We start from the raw sequence: 15,510 nt of genomic DNA on the forward strand, positions 1-15,510 counted from the left end.
GTGTGGCAGCCTTGGGAGCCCTGGGCGGAGAGTCGCCCAGGGCTCCCTCGTGTCGAGGGACGAGACGAGCGCGGTGGCCAGGCAGACGCCGACCGACGTACGTGCCGCCGGTTTCGCAGGCAGGCGTTATGTTTCTAAAAATATTACGTATCCGCAGGTCACAGGCCTAGTTCTTTGGGTCGTTCGCCTGGTTTCGACTATCTTTTGCCTTGCTTTAGGCGCACGATGAGGGTGCATGGAATAGCCCTCCCTGACCGTGCCGAACCGACGTTTGCTGGGAGGTAGCGCGTGCCGCGACGTTCGCACGCGCCTGTTCATCGGAGCATCACATGGACGAGAGACTTGTCATTGCGGCCTCTGCGCAGGAGGCGGCCAAGCTGGCTGCTTCCGGGGCGGGCTACCTCGCCGGAGGGACCGAGCTCAACAGGCTCGGCTCGCCCCTGCACTACCAGAGGCTGGTATCCATCAGCCGCGTCGCCGAGCTGAGGGGGGTCGAGGCTGGGGACGGAGAGGTCCTGATCGGCGCTACCACGAGCTTCCAGGAGGCCCTGCAAAGCGAGCTGGTCCCCGCCTACCTCAAGGAGGCCCTGCTCTTCATGGGCTCGCGCACCAAGCGCAACATGGCCACCGTGGGAGGCAACGTCGCCGCCTGGCGCGACGACTCGTATCTCGCCGCGACGCTGCTCGCCGTGGGTGCGAGCATCGGGCTCATGAACGAGTCCGGCGCGACGAGGAGGCTGAGCGTCGCCGAGTGGGCGCAGACGCAGCCGGAGCACAGGCTCGTCCGCCGCGTCATCGTTCCCGCCGACCCCGGCTGGGTCACCTCGAAGCGCTACGCCAACACCATGGAGAGCCTCTCCTACCTCGTCGTCTCGCTCTGCCTGCACGATGGGGCGGCACGGGTGGCGCTCACGGTCAAGGGCGTGGGCGCGTTCGTCTCGCCCGAGCTCTCTGACGCCGCGTCGCGCGGTGCCGGCGAGGACGAGCTGGTCGAGCTCGCCTACGGGCTGGACGCGACGATTCCCAGCGACATGTACGGAAGCGAGAGATACAAGCGCTACCTCGCGGGCGTCACCCTCGCTCGCATGCTCGAGGACGCCGGAAGGGATGATGCGCGATGAGGATCGAGTGCAAGATAGACGGGCGCGAGCGCGGCTTCGAGCTTGATCCGACGCTGTCCCTGCGCGAGCTGCTGGTAAGGAACGGAAACCTCTGCGTGCGAGACAGCGACGACGGCGAGGGCTTCTGCGGCTCTGACACCGTGCTCGTGGACGGCACCCCCGTGTACGCAAACCTCATGCTCGCGGGCGAGGTCGACGGGCGAGAGGTGCGCACCCCCGCCGGCCTGGGCGAGCCGGGCAAGCTGAGCTACGTCCAGCAGGCCCTCATCGATGCCGGCGTGGTGCAGAGCGCCTACAACTCTCCCGCAACCGCCCTCCTCCTGACCTGGCTCCTCGAGAACGAACCCAACCCCACGCGCGAGCAGGTGAAGGACGCGCTGTCCGGCGTCTACATCCGTGACGCAAGCTACGAGAACTACTACCTGGCGGTCAAGCTCGCCTGCGAGCTCCGCGACAAGGGCGGCTACGAGTCGAAGATCGCCCCCGACTACCGTCCCGAGCTCAGCTACGTGGGCAAGCCCGGCTCCAAGGTGGACGGCCCCCAGCTCGTGAGGGGCGAGCGCGCCTTCGTGGAGGACTTCGTCGATCCCGACGCCTGCCACCTGGTCATGCTCCGCTCGCCCTACGCCTCCGCCTACATCAACTCCATCGATGCGAGCGCCGCCGAGGCGCTGCCGGGAGTCGTGGCGGTCATCACCTGCTTCAACTGTCCCGACATCACCTACATGCAGGCCGGGCAGGGCAACCCCGAGCCCTCCCCGCACGACACCAGGCTCTTCAACCACAAGGTGCGCTTCGTGGGCGACCGCGTCGCCGCCGTCATAGCCGAGACGAAGGAGATCGCCCGGGAGGCCTGCGGTCTCATCAGCGTCGACTACCAGGTCCTGGACCCGGTCTTCTCCGTCGAGGAGGCCATGGCCGAGGGTGCGCCGCGCGTGCACGACGGCATCGTGGAGTACGGCGTCGGCGCCCCCGAGGACCTGGACGAGTACAACAAGGACGCCGGCGACGAGCGCGAGGGCAAGGTTTTCTATCCCTTCCCGCTGAGGGCCGACATCCACAGGAACATCGCCGCCTCCAACAAGGGCGGCATTGGCGACGTCGAGCGTGGCTTCGCCGAGGCGGACGCCATCGTGGACGAGACCTACCGCACCACCAACGTGCAGCAGGCCCCCCTCGAGCCGCACCTCTGCTACGCCAAGATGGAGGGCGGGCGCCTCCAGGTCTATGCCTCCACGCAGGTTCCCTACCACGTGCGCCGCATCGTCTCGTGGGTTTGCGGGCTCCCCCAGAACAAGATCCACGTGGTCAAGACCAGAGTCGGCGGCGGCTATGGCTCCAAGCAGGACATCCTCGTCGAGGACGTCTGCGCCTACGCGGCCTACGCCACGCATCGTCCGGTCTACTACCGCCACACCCGCGCCGAGGAGCTCGTGGCCGCCTCCGCGCGCCACCCCATGCGCGTGCGCGTGAAGATGGGCGCCAAGAAGGATGGCAGCATCACGGCGATCTTCATGGAGGTGCGCGCCAACACCGGCGCCTACGGCAACCACTGCCTCACGGTTCCCATGAACTCCTGCTCCAAGGTGCTCCCGCTCTTCAAGGTCGACAACATGGCCTACGACCTCATCACCTACTACTCGAACAAGCTCCAGCCCGGTGCCTACCAGGGCTACGGTACGCCCAAGGGCAGCTACGGCATCATGATGGCCATGGCCCAGCTGGCCGAGAAGCTCGGCATCGACTTCAAGGACATGGCGGTCAAGAACCACGTCGAGACGGGCTACCGCCTCGAGATCCTGAAGGGCCTCGGCGAGGGCCGCGAGGGCAACGTGGTTCCCGTCGGCTCCTGCGGCCTGGACGAGTGCATCAGGCGCGGCTGCGAGATGATCGAGTGGGGCAAGCGCGAGGAGTCCGACGACCCCGACTGGAAGATCGGCAAGGGCTTCGCGATGATTATGCAGGGCAGCGGCCTGCCCGGCCTGGACCACGCGGAGGCGATCTGCAAGCTCGAGACCGACGGCACCGTGATCCTGAACAGCGGTGGGGCGGACATCGGCACCGGCCTTGACACCATCTCGACCAAGGTGGCGGCGGAGATACTCCACCTTCCCCTCGAGCTGGTCAGCGTCATCTCTGGCGACACCGACTCCGCCGCCTTCGACACGGGTTCCTACGCCTCGTCGGGTACCTTCTTCAGCGGCAACGCCTCCGTGGACGCCGCCCGCAAGCTCGCCCGCGGCATCATTGCCGAGGCCGCCCTGCAGATGGGGGAGGACGAGGCGGACCTGGAGCTTCGGTATCCGGGAGAGGTGCACTCCACCAGGACCGACGCGACCCTGAGCTACGGGGACCTCTCACACGCCTGCTGCGCCGGCGACGGCCGCGGCCAGGTGGTGGCGCACGGCAGCTTCATCACCACGGCCAACGCCATCCCCTATGGCGCCCACTTCGCGCAGGTGGCGGTCAACGTCCGTACGGGCCAGGTCAAGGTGCAGAAGTACTACGCGCTCCAGGACGCCGGCACGCCCATCAATCCCGAGCTCGCACAGTGCCAGATGTACGGCGCCGCGCTCAAGTCCATCGGCCACACCCTCTACGAGGACATGACCATCGACGAGAAGGGCCGTCCCCTGCGCACCACGCTCACGGACTACGGCGTGCCCATGATCTTCGAGCAGCCAGACGACTTCAAGGCGGTCATGGTGGATGTCAACGACGCTGATGGCCCCTTCGGTGCGAAGTCCATCTCCGAGATCGCCTGCAACGGCGCGGCCCCTGCCATCGGCAACGCCATCCACGACGCCTGCGGCGTCTGGATGCGCAGCTGGCCCATGACGCCGGAGAAGGTCCTGAGGGAGCTCGGAAGGATCTGACGTCCCCGCCAGATACTCTTCACGTTGTGAGCGGTACGTTTTCTAACCTAAGCGGCACGCAATGGCCAATCTCTCACTTTTGAAGCTTTTGTGAGGGATTGGCCATTAGACTTTTCGTCTTGTTGTCATACAAAAAGTCTTTAGGGGGGACGTACTCATGGCAGCAGACGATCTGAAAGAGTTGAGGAAGTTCGACGGAAAGCCCAGCTGGGGGGCCAGTGTCCCGCACGCGCTGCAGCACGTGCTGGCCATGATCGTGGGCAACATCACGCCGCCCATCATCATCGCCTCGACCCTGGGGCTTCCCGACTCGGACAAGGTCATTCTGATCCAGGCATGCATGCTCATCGCGGGCATCACCACGCTCGTGCAGCTGCTCTCTCCCTTCGGCGTGGGCATGGGCCTTCCCAACGCCATGGGCGTCGCCTTCGCGTACCTGCCCATCCTGCTCACCATCGGCAAGGCCTATGGCGTCTCGGGCATCCTTGGCGCCCAGCTGGTCGCGGCGTTCCTCTCCATCTTCATCGGCATGGCCATGGAGAAGATCCGCCCGCTCTTCCCGCCCGTCGTCAGCGGCACCGTGGTGCTCTGCATCGGCCTCTCGCTCTATGGCACGGCCATGAACTACATCGGCGGTGGCGCGTCCAACCCCAACTTCGGGGCACCGGCCTACGTGGGCGTCGCGGCCCTCGTCCTGGTGGTCACCCTGGCGTTCAACTTCTTCGGCAGGGGCATCCTCAAGACCCTGGGCATTCTCTTCGGGCTGCTCGTGGGCTACGTGGTCTGGGCCATTTTCATCGGCGTCGACACCTCGGGCATCGCCAGCGCCGCCTGGGTCGCGCTTCCGCAGCCCCTGCACTTCGGCCTGACCTTCGAGCCCAGCGCGATCGTCGCCATGATCCTCATGTACATGGTACAGGCCGTCCAGACCATCGGCGACGTCTCGTCCACCACGGCCGGCGGCTTCAACCGCCAGGCGACCGACAAGGAGCTGGGTGGTGCCGTCAAGGGCACGGGCGTCTGTGGCATGCTGGGCGCGCTGCTCGGAGGCTTCCCCTCCGATCCCTTCAGCCAGAACGTGGGCATCATCGTCACCACGAAGGTCGTCGCCAAGCGCGTCTTCGTCATCGTGGGCACCACGCTCATCGTGGCCGGCCTCATCCCGAAGTTCGGCGGCCTCATGACCTCCATCCCCAACCCCGTGCTGGGCGGTGCCACGCTCTCGGTCTTCGCGGCGATTACCATGTCGGGCATCCAGCTCATCACCGAGCAGCCCCTCAACTACCGCAACCGCATGATCGTGGGCGTCTCGCTGGCAGTGGCCGTGGGCCTCACCAACGTGCCCGCCGTCCTGGGCTTCCTGCCCGCCGAGGTCGCCAGCGTCATCACCGGCTCGCCCATCATCACCGGCTTCGTCGTCTCGTTCCTGCTGAACGTCATCGTTCCCGAGGACGACTCCGAGGCGGAGGAGTAGGGGTCCCGCTCGGACCAGGGCTTCCGGTACCGGCATGCCGCTAGCGCAGCTGAACGAGCTCCTTCTTCTGGAGGCTTCCGGCAAGTACGGGGGCCTCCAGCCTCAGGTGGGAGGCGAGCCTGCGCGCGTCCTCGAGCGTCGCCTCGTCCTCCGCCTGGTTGACGAGGACGACGTCGAAGTCGACCAGCCCCAGCTCGCGCTCCACGTCCAGGAGGCGCGCCAGGTCCTCGGGCCGTGCGGGGTCGTCCGGCTGGGCCCCCGTGCGCTCGCAGTAGAGCTCGGGGCGGTGCACCACCTCGTGGACGGGACGTCCGAAGCCTGACGCCCCCATCACCAATATGGTCCTGGCGCTTCCCTCGGGAATCACGGGCTCCCAGGTCTCGTGCGCCTTGAGCGGCAGCTGCCGGGAGCCGTCCGCCTCGACCAGCACGTAGGGCGAGGCCAGCGCGAGCTCCGCGGGCGAGAGGGTCGCGGATGTGCCGAGCTTGCCGCCCTTGCCCAGGCCGCCCACGCACACCACTCCCCGCGTGGCGCCTGCCCGCGCGAGGTCCTCGCGGCTGGGGTCCACGAGGGTCTCGATCCCCTCGAAGGGAAGGAAGTGCGTGGTGGTCGTCAGGATCACCGCAGGCCCTAAGCACTTGTTCCAAGGGTCATCTGCCGACGCGCCACCAGAGGCTGCGGTCGCGGGGGCATCCATGCTGCCCGAAAGCTCGTACGAGAGGGTCCTGAGCAGGGTCGTCTTGCCGCCGCTGCCCACCACGCAGGTGATTCCGGGTGCCACTCGCAGAAAATCGCCAATAAGCATTAGACTACCCAATTCTTAGTAATATACTTGGGAGAACATGGACAAGCGGGCTCTTCCAGGGCCTGCTGGCAACATCGTAGCAGCCGGTCTTCTCGCCCTCGGGGGGCCTTTTTTCTGCGCGTCGTTATATGTGCACAGAAACAGCGAGGCTTGGCAGAGGGGGTCGCTGCGGCGGTACAACGGGATAGCGCCTGCGATGCTGGGCAGGGGGCCTGTCGTAGGTCGAGTGGGGGAGTGGTCGCATGCTGGTCGTGATGAGGGGTGCCGGGGACCTCGCCTCGGGCATCGCCCTGCGCCTGCGTCGCGCGGGCATGGAGGTCGTGATGTGCGACATCGCCGTCCCCACGGCCGTGCGGCGCACAGTCGCCTTCTCGGAGGCTATCCGTTTGGGACAGGCCAAGGTCGAGGACCAGCTCGCCCGGCGCGCCAAGAACGCCGCAGACGCCCTGCGCATCGCGCGCGCTGGCGAGGTGGCGGTCCTGGTCGACCCCGAGGGCAGGGTCATCGAGGAGCTCCGTCCCCACGTGGTGGTGGACGCCATCCTGGCCAAGCGCAACCTGGGCACGACCAAGGGCATGGCGCCCGTGGTCATAGGCGTGGGCCCCGGTTTCACGGCTCCCGTCGACTGTCATGCCGCAGTCGAGACCAAGCGTGGACACGAGCTCGGGCGCGTCTACTACGAGGGCACCCCCATCGCGAACACCGGCGTCCCCGGCATCATCGCGGGCCATGGGGCCGACCGCGTGCTGCGCGCTCCTGCGGACGGCAGCTTCGAGCCCGTGCTCAAGATTGGCGACGTGGTCAAGGCGGGCGACGTCGCCGCCTACGTGGCGGGCGAGCCCCTGCCTTGCACCATCGACGGCGTCCTGCGCGGCCTCCTGCAGGAGGGCGTGCCCGTCACCCGCGGCATGAAGTCCGGCGACATAGACCCACGCGGCAACCCCGCGCACTGCCTGACCGTATCTGACAAGGCACGGGCCATCGGAGGGGGCGTCCTCGAGGCCATCCTGCACTTCAGTCCCCAGCTCCTCGCCTAGCAGGACGAGGCGGGGGGCGACCCCGCCCGCCGGCCTCCCGGGGACAGCCGCCGCCAGATGCGAGCCCAGGCATCACGCAGAAAGGAGAATGCCCATGAACGACTCCCGCGACTCCATGCGCGACCATGACTTCGTCCTCAGGCTCATCGAGGAGCTCGAGGCGGGGCGTCCCGTCGCGCTCTGCACCGTGCTCGCCACGCGCGGATCCATGCCGCGTGGCGCGGGGGCCCGCATGGCCGCCTTCGCCGACGGCGGCTTCATGGGCACCGTGGGCGGAGGCAGGGTTGAGCAGATGGTCCTGGACCGCGCCCTCGCGCTGGCCGCCGGCAGGGGCGAGCCCTTCCTCGAGTGGTTCACCATGCAGTCCACGGGCATGGCCTGCGGCGGCGACGCCCTCATCGCCTGCGACCTGCTGGACCAGGGGGACCTCGACGCCCTGCGGCGGACCCTGGAACTCAACGGCCAGGGACGTCCCGGCGTGTACTGCGAGAGCTGGCAGGGGGGCGGACATCGCGTCGAGACCCTCACGCTCGACGAGCTCGCGTCGGACGACCCGCGCGTGGCGCTCGAGGCGCCGACGTGGGACGAGGCGGGCAGGAGCTATGCCGAGCCGCTGGGGTCCGATCCCATCGTCTACGTCTTTGGCGCGGGGCACGTCGCACATGCCCTGGTGCCGGTGCTCACGAGCGTGGGGTTCAGGGCCGTGGTGTACGACGATCGTCCCGAACTCGCTGTGGCCGAGCGCTTCCCCACGGCGGAGCGCGTCCTCTGCGGCGACTTCCGCTCCCTGGGGGACCAGGTCGAGGTGAGCCGCCGCGACTACGTGGTGGTGGCGACCCACGGCCATGCGGCCGACATCGACGTACTGGAGCGCGTCGCCCCCGCGGAGCCCGCCTACACCGGTTGCCTGGGCAGCGCGCGCAAGTCCGCCTTCGCCAAGGGGGTCCTGGCAAAGCATGGCATCGCGCAGTCCTGGATCGACTCGATCTGCATGCCCATCGGCGACGACATCTTGGCAGTGACGCCGGGGGAGATCGCCATATCTATCGCGGGAGAGATGATCCGCCGCCGCGCCGAGCTGCGGCCGCACCGCCCGCACGAGCACTGAGGTCTCGGGCTCGGCACTGCCGACCGCCCGGGTCTGTTGGCCCCGCAAGGGGAGATTCACGGAAGAGAGGAAGCACACATGAACGCAAACGTCACCAGGCGCGGCTTCGTCGCGGCCGCGGCAGCCGCAGGAACCCTCGGCGTCACTGCCTGCTCCAAGCCGGCGGAAAGCACGGACTCCACGTCCACGACGTCTGGCCAGGCCACGACCGATACCGCCAAGGCGCTGACCGTCTTCGCGGCGGCTTCCCTCACCGAGTCCCTCACCGAGGCCGGCAAGGCCTTCGCCAAGGAGGGCAACGCCGAGCCCACCTACAACTTCGACTCCTCGGGCACCCTCAAGACCCAGATCCAGGAGGGCGCGGACTGCGACGTGTTCATCTCCGCCGCACCCAAGCAGATGAACGCCCTGGACATCGATGCCGAGAAGGGCAACGACGACAAGCTCGACTTCGTCGACCACTCGACCCGCATCGACCTCCTCGAGAACAAGGTCACGCTCGTCGTCCCCGAGGGCAATCCCAAGAACATCAAGAGCTTCGAGGACCTCAAGTCCCTGCTCACGTCCGGTGGGGTGCTTCTCGCCATGGGCAACTCTGACGTGCCCGTTGGCCAGTACACCCAGAAGATCTTCACCTACTTCGGTCTGGACGAGGCGAGCCTCTCCTCTGCAGGCGTCCTCTCGTACGGCAGCAACGTGAAGGAGGTCACGGCCCAGGTCAAGGAGGCGTCCGCCGACTGCGGCATCATCTACAAGACCGACGCCACCTCCGCGAAGCTCACCGTGGTGGACGAGGCCACCGAGGAGATGTGCGGCAGGGTCATCTACCCCGCGGCCGTGCTCAAGGCCTCCAAGAACGCCGACGCAGCCAAGTCCTACCTCGAGTTTCTCCAGGGCCCCGACGCCTCCGCCGCCTTCGAGGCCGTGGGGTTCACGCCGCTCAAGAAGTAACGGTCCATGGACTGGTACCCGCTCATAAACTCGCTGAGGGTGGCCGCCGTCTCGGCCACCCTCGTGTTCTTCCTGGGAATCTGGCTCGCCGACGTCGTCGCCCGCCTGCCGAGGGTCGTCAAGGGCGTGCTGGACGTCGTCCTGACCCTTCCCCTGGTCCTGCCGCCGACGGTCGTGGGCTACCTGCTGCTCATCCTGCTCGGTCCGCGCCGGCCCATAGGTGCCTGGCTCCTGGACCACCTCTCGCTCAGGCTCACCATGGTCTGGTATGCGGCCATCTTCGCCTCGGTCGTCGTGAGCTTCCCCCTCATGTACCGCACGGCGCGCGGCGCCTTCGAGTCCTTCGACCAGACCCTCGCCGATGCCGCCCACACCCTGGGTCGCTCCGACGCCTGGGTGTTCTGGAGCGTCAAGCTGCCCTGCTGCCGCCAGGGTATCATGGCCGGCGTGGTCCTCGCCTTCGCGCGTGCGCTGGGGGAGTACGGTGCCACCTCGATGGTCTGCGGCTACACGCCCGGCTCCACGGCGACGGTGTCGACCACCGTGTACCAGCTCTGGCGCACGGGCGACGACGCGGGGGCGCTCGCCTGGGTGCTCGTGAACCTCGCCATCTCCGCCGTGGTGCTCCTGGCGGTCAACCTCATGGAGCGACGCGAGCGCGAGTCCGCAGCCGTGGGGAGGCGGTCGTAGTGTCCCTCGTCGTGGACGTCAGGAAGCGCCTGGGGGGCTTCTCGCTGGACGTGGCCTTCGAGCTCGAGCGCCCCCACGAGGTCGTCGCCCTCCTGGGCGCCTCGGGCTGCGGCAAGTCCCTCACCCTCAAGTGCATCGCGGGAATAATGCGGCCCGACGAGGGACGCATCGTGCTCGACGACCGCGTGCTCTTCGACTCCGAGGCGGGCATCGACCTCCCCGCCCAGCAGCGCCGCGTGGGCTACCTCTTCCAGAGCTACGCCCTCTTCCCCAACATGACCGTGGAGCAGAACGTCATGGCGGCGATCCGCGAGGGCAGCAGGCAGGAGCGCCGCGAGCGGGCGCGCCGCGAGCTCGAGGCCCTGCACGTGGGCGAGCTGGCCGCGCGACGTCCCCGGGAGCTCTCGGGCGGGCAGCAGCAGCGCTGCGCGATGGCCCGCATCTTCGCGAGCGACCCTGAGCTCCTGCTCCTGGACGAGCCCTTCTCCGCCCTCGACGGATATCTGCGCTGGCAGCTCGAGCTCGAGCTCGCGGACACGCTGAGGCGCTTCCCGGGCGGGGTGGTCTACGTCTCGCACAACCGCGACGAGGTGTATCGCATGTGCGACAGCGTCTGCGTGGTGAGCGACGGCCGCTCGGGCCCCAAGATGGGCATGCGAGAGCTCTTCGAGGCGCCGCGCAGCCTCGCCGCGGCCCTCATCTCGGGATGCAAGAACGTCTCGCCCGTCAGCGCTCTGCCGGACGGGAGCCTGCGCTGCGAGGCCTGGGGCGTGACGCTCTCCTGCGAGGTCCCCTCCGGGCTCGACGTCACGCACGTGGGGATCCGCGCCCACTACCTGCACATGGGCGAGGGAGAGAACCGCATCCCCTGCGTCGTGGACCGCGTCATAGACAGCAGCTTCTCGACCATCGTGATGCTGAGAACGCCGGCCGGCGGCCTCCTGCGCTACGAGTGCGAGAAGGACGCATGGGAGGGCCTCGAGGCGGGGGAGCGCTGCGTGGTCCACGTCGCCAAGAGGGACGTGCTCCCGCTCGGGGAAGGCGGGACGAGGTGAGGGACGGCCAGGGACGCAGCATCGAGTACCTGCGCGTCTCGGTCACCGACCTCTGCAACTGCCGCTGCCAGTACTGCATGCCCGCAGGCGGCGTGCCCATGCTCGCGCACGACCAGATCCTCTCGTTCGAAGAGATCGTCGAGGTCGTCACCGCCTGTGCCGAGCTCGGCGTGCACAAGGTCCGGCTTACGGGCGGGGAGCCGCTCGTGCGTCGCGGCGTCGTCGACCTCGTGCGCATGCTCGCGGCCGTGCCGGGCATCGACGAGCTGGCGCTGACCACCAACGCCACGCTCCTGGCACCCCTGGCAGCATCCCTGCGCGAGGCGGGGCTCGGCCGCCTCAACGTGAGCCTCGACACCCTCGACCCCGTGCGCTACGAGCTCATCACGCGCGGGGGCAGGCTGCGCGACGTGCTCGCGGGCCTCGATGCCGCGCATGACGCGGGCTTCTCGCGCACCAAGCTCAACGCCGTCCTCATGGGTGGCGTCAACGACGTGGACGTGCGTCCCCTCGCGGAGCTCGCGCGCGACGGAGCGTACGGCATCTCGAGCGTGCGCTTCATCGAGCTCATGCCCATGGGGGAGTGCGCCGCATGGCCGCGCGGCCGCTTCGTGCCGGCGGACGTGGTGCTCGACCGCGTGGGAGAGCTCGAGCCCGTGGGCCAGGACGGAGTCTCGCAGGTCTTCTCGGCGCCGGGCTGGAAGGGGACGGTCGGCCTCATCCGGCCGCTGAGCCACAAGTTCTGCAGCGGATGCACGCGCCTCAGGCTCACGGCGGACGGCATGGTAAAGCCCTGCCTGCACTCGGGGCAGGAGATTTCCGTGCGCGGGCTGCACGGGGAGGATCTCGCGCACGCGCTGCGCGGGGCCATCGCCGCCAAGCCCGCGGAGCACCACCTGAGCGCGGCGCTGGGCCAGGCGAGCGAGAGCCTGCGCACGATGAACGAGATCGGAGGATGAGGATGGAAGAGCTCACCCACTTCAACGAGCAGGGCCGGGCGCGGATGGTGGACGTCTCGGCAAAGGAGAGGACCCAGCGCGTCGCCCGGGCGGGCGGCAGGGTGCTCATGAACCCGGCGACGCTCGAGCTCGTGCGCACGGGCGGGATCAGGAAGGGAGACGTCCTGGCCGTGGCCCAGGTCGCGGGCATCATGGCGGCCAAGCGCTGCTGGGAGCTGGTTCCCATGTGCCATCCCATCCAGCTCACGGGGGTTGACGTGTCCTTCTCCCTCGAGGAGGACGGCATCGCGCTCGAGGCGAGCTGCCGCTGCTGCGGCGAGACCGGCGTCGAGATGGAGGCCATGACCGCCGCCTCCGTGGCCGCGCTGACGATCTATGACATGTGCAAGGCGGTCCAGCGCGACATGGTGGTGACGGACGTCCGCCTCCTCGAGAAGGACGGCGGAAAGAGCGGGCACTTCGTTCGGACCGAAGAGGAGAGGGAGCATGGGGAGTAATGCCGATGGCACGCGGGAGGGCGAGGTCGTCTCCTGCTGCGTCAGCGAACGCAAGGGTACCCGCAAGCACACGGTCGACGCCATCGAGCTCAGGGTGGGCGTGGGCATCGAGGGCGACGCCCACGCCGGCAACTGGCATCGCCAGGTGAGCCTGCTCGGAGACGAGTCGGTGGACACGATGCGGGACAGGGGGGTGGAGCTCAAGGCGGGGGACTTCGCCGAGAACATCCTGACGCGCGGCCTCGCCCTGAGGGAGCTCCCCGTGGGGACGGCGCTCGAGGTGGGCCCCTGCCTCCTCGTGGTGACCCAGATCGGCAAGACCTGCCACAACGACTGCGAGATCCGTCGCCTGGTGGGCATCTGCGTCATGCCCACCGACGGCATCTTCTGCGTGGTGGTGCGTGGCGGCACGGTACGACCGGGCGACGCGATCCGCGTGCTCGATGAGGAAGCGGTCAAGCAGCTGTGAGCGCGGTGCGTGCGCGAGGCTCAAGGAGGTTGGCATGAGGCAGATCAGGACAGAGGACGCCGTCGGGCACGTGCTGTGCCACGACATGACGCAGATCATCCCGGAGGACGACGGGGACCGCAAGCGCTACAAGGGCGCCCGCTTCCGCAAGGGGCATGTGGTCGAGGCAGAGGACATTCCCGTGCTCCTCTCCATGGGCAAGCGCAACATCTACGTCTGGGAGATGGACGAGACGAAGCTGCACGAGGACGAGGCGGCCCAGCGCCTGGCGGCGCTCTGCCTCGGCGAGGGCCTGGAGCCCGCCGGCGAGCCCCGCGAGGGCAAGATCAACCTGCGCGCGACCTGCGACGGAGCCTTCATCGTGGACTCCGAGCGGCTCGTCGCCGTGAACTCGGTGGAGGAGGTCATGGTCGCCACCAAGCCGGGCAACATTGCCGTCCAGGCGGGGCAGGTGCTCGCGGGCACGCGCGCCATCCCCCTCGTGGTGGACAAGGCGCGGCTCGAGGCGGCCGAGGCCGCGGCCGGCGGCAGGCCCCTCATGCGCGTCGCGCCGTACCGTCTGAAGACGGCGGGCATCCTGACCACGGGCTCCGAGGTGGCGGCCGGCATCATCAAGGACCGCTTCACCCCCGTGGTCGAGGAGAAGCTCAAGGGCGTCGGCATCGTAACCACGCAGCGCGAGGTCGTGGACGACGGCATGGACAACCTCCTTGTCGCCCTCGCCCGCATGCGCGAGACGGACGTGGACCTCATCGTCTGCACCGGCGGCATGAGCGTCGACCCGGACGACAACACGCCCGGTGCCATCAAGGGCTCCGGCGCGCGCATCGTGACCTACGGCGCGCCCGTGCTACCGGGCGCCATGATGCTCCTGGGCTACTACGACGGAGAGTTCGGCGTGGCAGGCCAGACGGGTGCCGCGGGACGTCCCGTCATGGGCCTTCCCGGCTGCGTCATGTACAGCAAGACCACCATCTTCGACCTGGTGCTCCCGCGCATCGCCGCCGGCATAGAGCTGGGCAAGCGCGACTTCGTGGTCCTGGGCGAGGGAGGCATGCTCTGATGGCGGAGGGGCCGGGGCAGGGCTTCGAGGCGGCGGTCGTCACCGTGAGCGATCGCTGCTCGCGCGGGGAGCGCGAGGACGCGAGCGGCCCGGCGCTGGTGGGGCTGCTGGAGGGTGCGGGCTACGACGTCGTGGCGAGCGAGGTCGTGCCCGACGAGCAGGCGCAGATCGAGCACGTCCTGCGCTCCCTGGTCGCCCGGGACGTCGCGCTGGTCGTGACCACGGGGGGCACGGGCTTCTCGCCACGTGACGTCACGCCCGAGGCGACCGTCGCTGTCTGCGAGCGCATGGCCCCCGGCATCCCGGAGGCGATGCGTGCCGCGTCGATGGAGATCACGCCGCACGGCTGCCTCTCGCGCGAGGCCTGCGGGATCTGCGGTGGCAGCCTGGTGGTCAACCTGCCGGGGAGCCCCAAGGCCGCATGCGAGAACCTCTCGGCGGTGATCGGGCCGATCGCACACGGCCTGCGCATGCTGCGCGGCGGGCAGGCCGACTGCGCAGCGGGGAAGTAGGGCGCAAAAGCATGCCGCGCAGGTCGCAAATGGCCTGCGCGGCATTTCCCGTCTAACTGGGACTTTGTGCCCTTCACGCGCAAACCAGGCATGACCTGCGCGTCACGGGAAGCCCCTCTCCTCATGCGTGCCCCATGCGCGCATGGCGTTCGCAAAAATTGCTATAGACCTAACAACATATATTTTGTTAGACTAGGCTAACCCCTTTCGAGGGGACTGCAGAGAGGGGCGCAGGCAGGGCCTCGTCCCGCAAGCGCACAAGGAGGAAACCATGTCTCTCATCGGCAAGGAGATCGACGACTTCAGCGTCAAGGCGTTCCACGAGGACCAGGTCAAGACCATCACCAAGGCGGACGTCCTGGGCAAGTGGTCGCTGTTCTTCTTCTATCCCGCGGACTTCACCTTCGTCTGCCCCACCGAACTCGAGGAGCTGGCGGAGAACTACGCCGCCTTCCAGCAGGAGGGCTGCGAGGTCTACTCCGTCTCCTGCGACAGCGAGTACGTGCACAAGGCCTGGCACGAGGAGTCCGAGCGCATCGGGAAGGTGGACTACCCCATGCTCGCCGATCCCGCGCACGTGCTCGCGCGCAGCTTCGACGTGCTCATCGAGGACGCCGGGCAGGCGGAGCGCGGTGCCTTCATCGTCGACCCCGAGGGTCGCATCCAGGTGTACGAGGTGACGGCGGGCGGCATCGGCCGCAACGCCGTGGAGCTCCTGCGCCTGCTGCAGGCAGCGAAGTTCGTCGCCGCCCACGGCGACCAGGTCTGCCCCGCCAAGTGGCATCCCGGCAGCGCCACCCTCACCCCGGGCCTCGACCTGGTGGGCAGGCTGTAGGCGGGCAGACAGGCGTTGCCCGCAGCTCCAGATTCGGCCGCAGCCTAGGCTTGCCTGC

General features: G+C 68.2%; 15 protein-coding genes. 14 read left to right on the forward strand and 1 reads right to left on the reverse strand.

Going from position 1 to position 15,510, the window contains the following annotated elements; genetic code table 11:
- The first annotated feature begins 329 nt into the window (after positions 1-329).
- The 3 genes from HMPREF1868_RS00800 (at position 330) to HMPREF1868_RS00810 (ending at position 5,471) form a co-directional block, all read left to right on the forward strand.
- On the forward strand, positions 330-1,121 hold the full coding sequence (locus HMPREF1868_RS00800) for an FAD binding domain-containing protein (protein WP_062529528.1): 792 nt from the start codon (positions 330-332) through the stop codon (positions 1,119-1,121).
- Positions 1,118-3,997, forward strand: a complete 2,880-nt coding sequence (locus tag HMPREF1868_RS00805) for a molybdopterin-dependent oxidoreductase Mo/Fe-S-binding subunit (protein WP_062529529.1) — start codon at positions 1,118-1,120, stop codon at positions 3,995-3,997. Before HMPREF1868_RS00800 ends, HMPREF1868_RS00805 begins: the two co-directional genes overlap by 4 nt.
- A 157-nt stretch (positions 3,998-4,154) precedes the next feature.
- Positions 4,155-5,471, forward strand: a complete 1,317-nt coding sequence (locus HMPREF1868_RS00810) for a uracil-xanthine permease family protein (RefSeq protein ID WP_062529531.1) — start codon at positions 4,155-4,157, stop codon at positions 5,469-5,471.
- A 40-nt stretch (positions 5,472-5,511) separates the two neighbouring features.
- Here the strand turns inward: HMPREF1868_RS00810 and yqeC are convergent, their stop codons facing one another.
- Complete coding sequence (yqeC, locus tag HMPREF1868_RS00815; protein WP_197414905.1) at positions 5,512-6,252, reverse strand: selenium cofactor biosynthesis protein YqeC; 741 nt, start codon at positions 6,250-6,252, stop codon at positions 5,512-5,514.
- Between the two features lie 266 nt (positions 6,253-6,518).
- Between yqeC and yqeB the strand changes: the two genes are divergently transcribed.
- From yqeB to ahpC, 11 genes are all read left to right on the forward strand, one after another.
- Positions 6,519-7,313, forward strand: coding sequence for a selenium-dependent molybdenum cofactor biosynthesis protein YqeB (gene yqeB / locus HMPREF1868_RS00820; protein WP_062529535.1), 795 nt, complete (start codon positions 6,519-6,521; stop codon positions 7,311-7,313).
- Between the two features lie 94 nt (positions 7,314-7,407).
- Complete coding sequence (locus HMPREF1868_RS00825) at positions 7,408-8,421, forward strand: XdhC family protein (protein ID WP_062529537.1); 1,014 nt, start codon at positions 7,408-7,410, stop codon at positions 8,419-8,421.
- A gap of 78 nt (positions 8,422-8,499) precedes the next feature.
- Positions 8,500-9,372, forward strand: a complete 873-nt coding sequence (modA, locus tag HMPREF1868_RS00830) for a molybdate ABC transporter substrate-binding protein (RefSeq protein ID WP_062529539.1) — start codon at positions 8,500-8,502, stop codon at positions 9,370-9,372.
- Between the two features lie 6 nt (positions 9,373-9,378).
- Entirely contained in the window at positions 9,379-10,062 is a 684-nt protein-coding gene (gene modB, locus HMPREF1868_RS00835) for a molybdate ABC transporter permease subunit (protein WP_062529541.1), read from the forward strand.
- A complete protein-coding gene (locus tag HMPREF1868_RS00840) occupies positions 10,062-11,117 on the forward strand; it encodes a sulfate/molybdate ABC transporter ATP-binding protein (RefSeq protein WP_062529543.1) in 1,056 nt (351 codons plus the stop codon). The genes modB and HMPREF1868_RS00840 overlap by 1 nt, the downstream gene beginning before the upstream one ends.
- Positions 11,114-12,076, forward strand: coding sequence for a GTP 3',8-cyclase MoaA (moaA, locus tag HMPREF1868_RS00845; RefSeq protein WP_062529545.1), 963 nt, complete (start codon positions 11,114-11,116; stop codon positions 12,074-12,076). Before HMPREF1868_RS00840 ends, moaA begins: the two co-directional genes overlap by 4 nt.
- A 2-nt stretch (positions 12,077-12,078) precedes the next feature.
- A complete protein-coding gene (gene moaC, locus HMPREF1868_RS09655; RefSeq protein ID WP_062529547.1) occupies positions 12,079-12,573 on the forward strand; it encodes a cyclic pyranopterin monophosphate synthase MoaC in 495 nt (164 codons plus the stop codon).
- Entirely contained in the window at positions 12,563-13,042 is a 480-nt protein-coding gene (locus HMPREF1868_RS09660; protein WP_062529549.1) for an MOSC domain-containing protein, read from the forward strand. The genes moaC and HMPREF1868_RS09660 overlap by 11 nt, the downstream gene beginning before the upstream one ends.
- 34 nt (positions 13,043-13,076) lie before the next feature.
- Complete coding sequence (locus HMPREF1868_RS00860; RefSeq protein WP_062529551.1) at positions 13,077-14,105, forward strand: molybdopterin-binding protein; 1,029 nt, start codon at positions 13,077-13,079, stop codon at positions 14,103-14,105.
- Positions 14,105-14,617 carry a MogA/MoaB family molybdenum cofactor biosynthesis protein gene (locus HMPREF1868_RS00865; protein WP_062529553.1) on the forward strand — a complete coding sequence of 171 codons (513 nt, stop codon included), beginning with the start codon at positions 14,105-14,107 and terminating at the stop codon, positions 14,615-14,617. The genes HMPREF1868_RS00860 and HMPREF1868_RS00865 overlap by 1 nt, the downstream gene beginning before the upstream one ends.
- Positions 14,618-14,888: 271 nt before the next feature.
- Positions 14,889-15,452, forward strand: coding sequence for an alkyl hydroperoxide reductase subunit C (gene ahpC, locus HMPREF1868_RS00870; RefSeq protein ID WP_009277958.1), 564 nt, complete (start codon positions 14,889-14,891; stop codon positions 15,450-15,452).
- Positions 15,453-15,510 lie beyond the last annotated feature (58 nt).

The organism is Olsenella sp. DNF00959, assembly GCF_001553055.1.
Classification (GTDB): domain Bacteria; phylum Actinomycetota; class Coriobacteriia; order Coriobacteriales; family Atopobiaceae; genus Olsenella_I; species Olsenella_I phocaeensis.

Bases quoted from the DNA above. Each gene is read 5' to 3' on its own strand.
- HMPREF1868_RS00800 (WP_062529528.1), top strand. From the start codon at position 330: ATGGACGAGAGACTTGTCATTGCGGCCTCTGCGCAGGAGGCGGCCAAG.
- HMPREF1868_RS00825 (WP_062529537.1), top strand. From the start codon at position 7,408: ATGAACGACTCCCGCGACTCCATGCGCGACCATGACTTCGTCCTCAGG.
- modB (WP_062529541.1), top strand. From the start codon at position 9,379: ATGGACTGGTACCCGCTCATAAACTCGCTGAGGGTGGCCGCCGTCTCG.
- modA (WP_062529539.1), top strand. From the start codon at position 8,500: ATGAACGCAAACGTCACCAGGCGCGGCTTCGTCGCGGCCGCGGCAGCC.
- HMPREF1868_RS09660 (WP_062529549.1), top strand. From the start codon at position 12,563: ATGGGGAGTAATGCCGATGGCACGCGGGAGGGCGAGGTCGTCTCCTGC.
- moaC (WP_062529547.1), top strand. From the start codon at position 12,079: ATGGAAGAGCTCACCCACTTCAACGAGCAGGGCCGGGCGCGGATGGTG.
- HMPREF1868_RS00810 (WP_062529531.1), top strand. From the start codon at position 4,155: ATGGCAGCAGACGATCTGAAAGAGTTGAGGAAGTTCGACGGAAAGCCC.
- yqeB (WP_062529535.1), top strand. From the start codon at position 6,519: ATGCTGGTCGTGATGAGGGGTGCCGGGGACCTCGCCTCGGGCATCGCC.
- HMPREF1868_RS00805 (WP_062529529.1), top strand. From the start codon at position 1,118: ATGAGGATCGAGTGCAAGATAGACGGGCGCGAGCGCGGCTTCGAGCTT.
- ahpC (WP_009277958.1), top strand. From the start codon at position 14,889: ATGTCTCTCATCGGCAAGGAGATCGACGACTTCAGCGTCAAGGCGTTC.
- HMPREF1868_RS00860 (WP_062529551.1), top strand. From the start codon at position 13,077: ATGAGGCAGATCAGGACAGAGGACGCCGTCGGGCACGTGCTGTGCCAC.
- HMPREF1868_RS00865 (WP_062529553.1), top strand. From the start codon at position 14,105: ATGGCGGAGGGGCCGGGGCAGGGCTTCGAGGCGGCGGTCGTCACCGTG.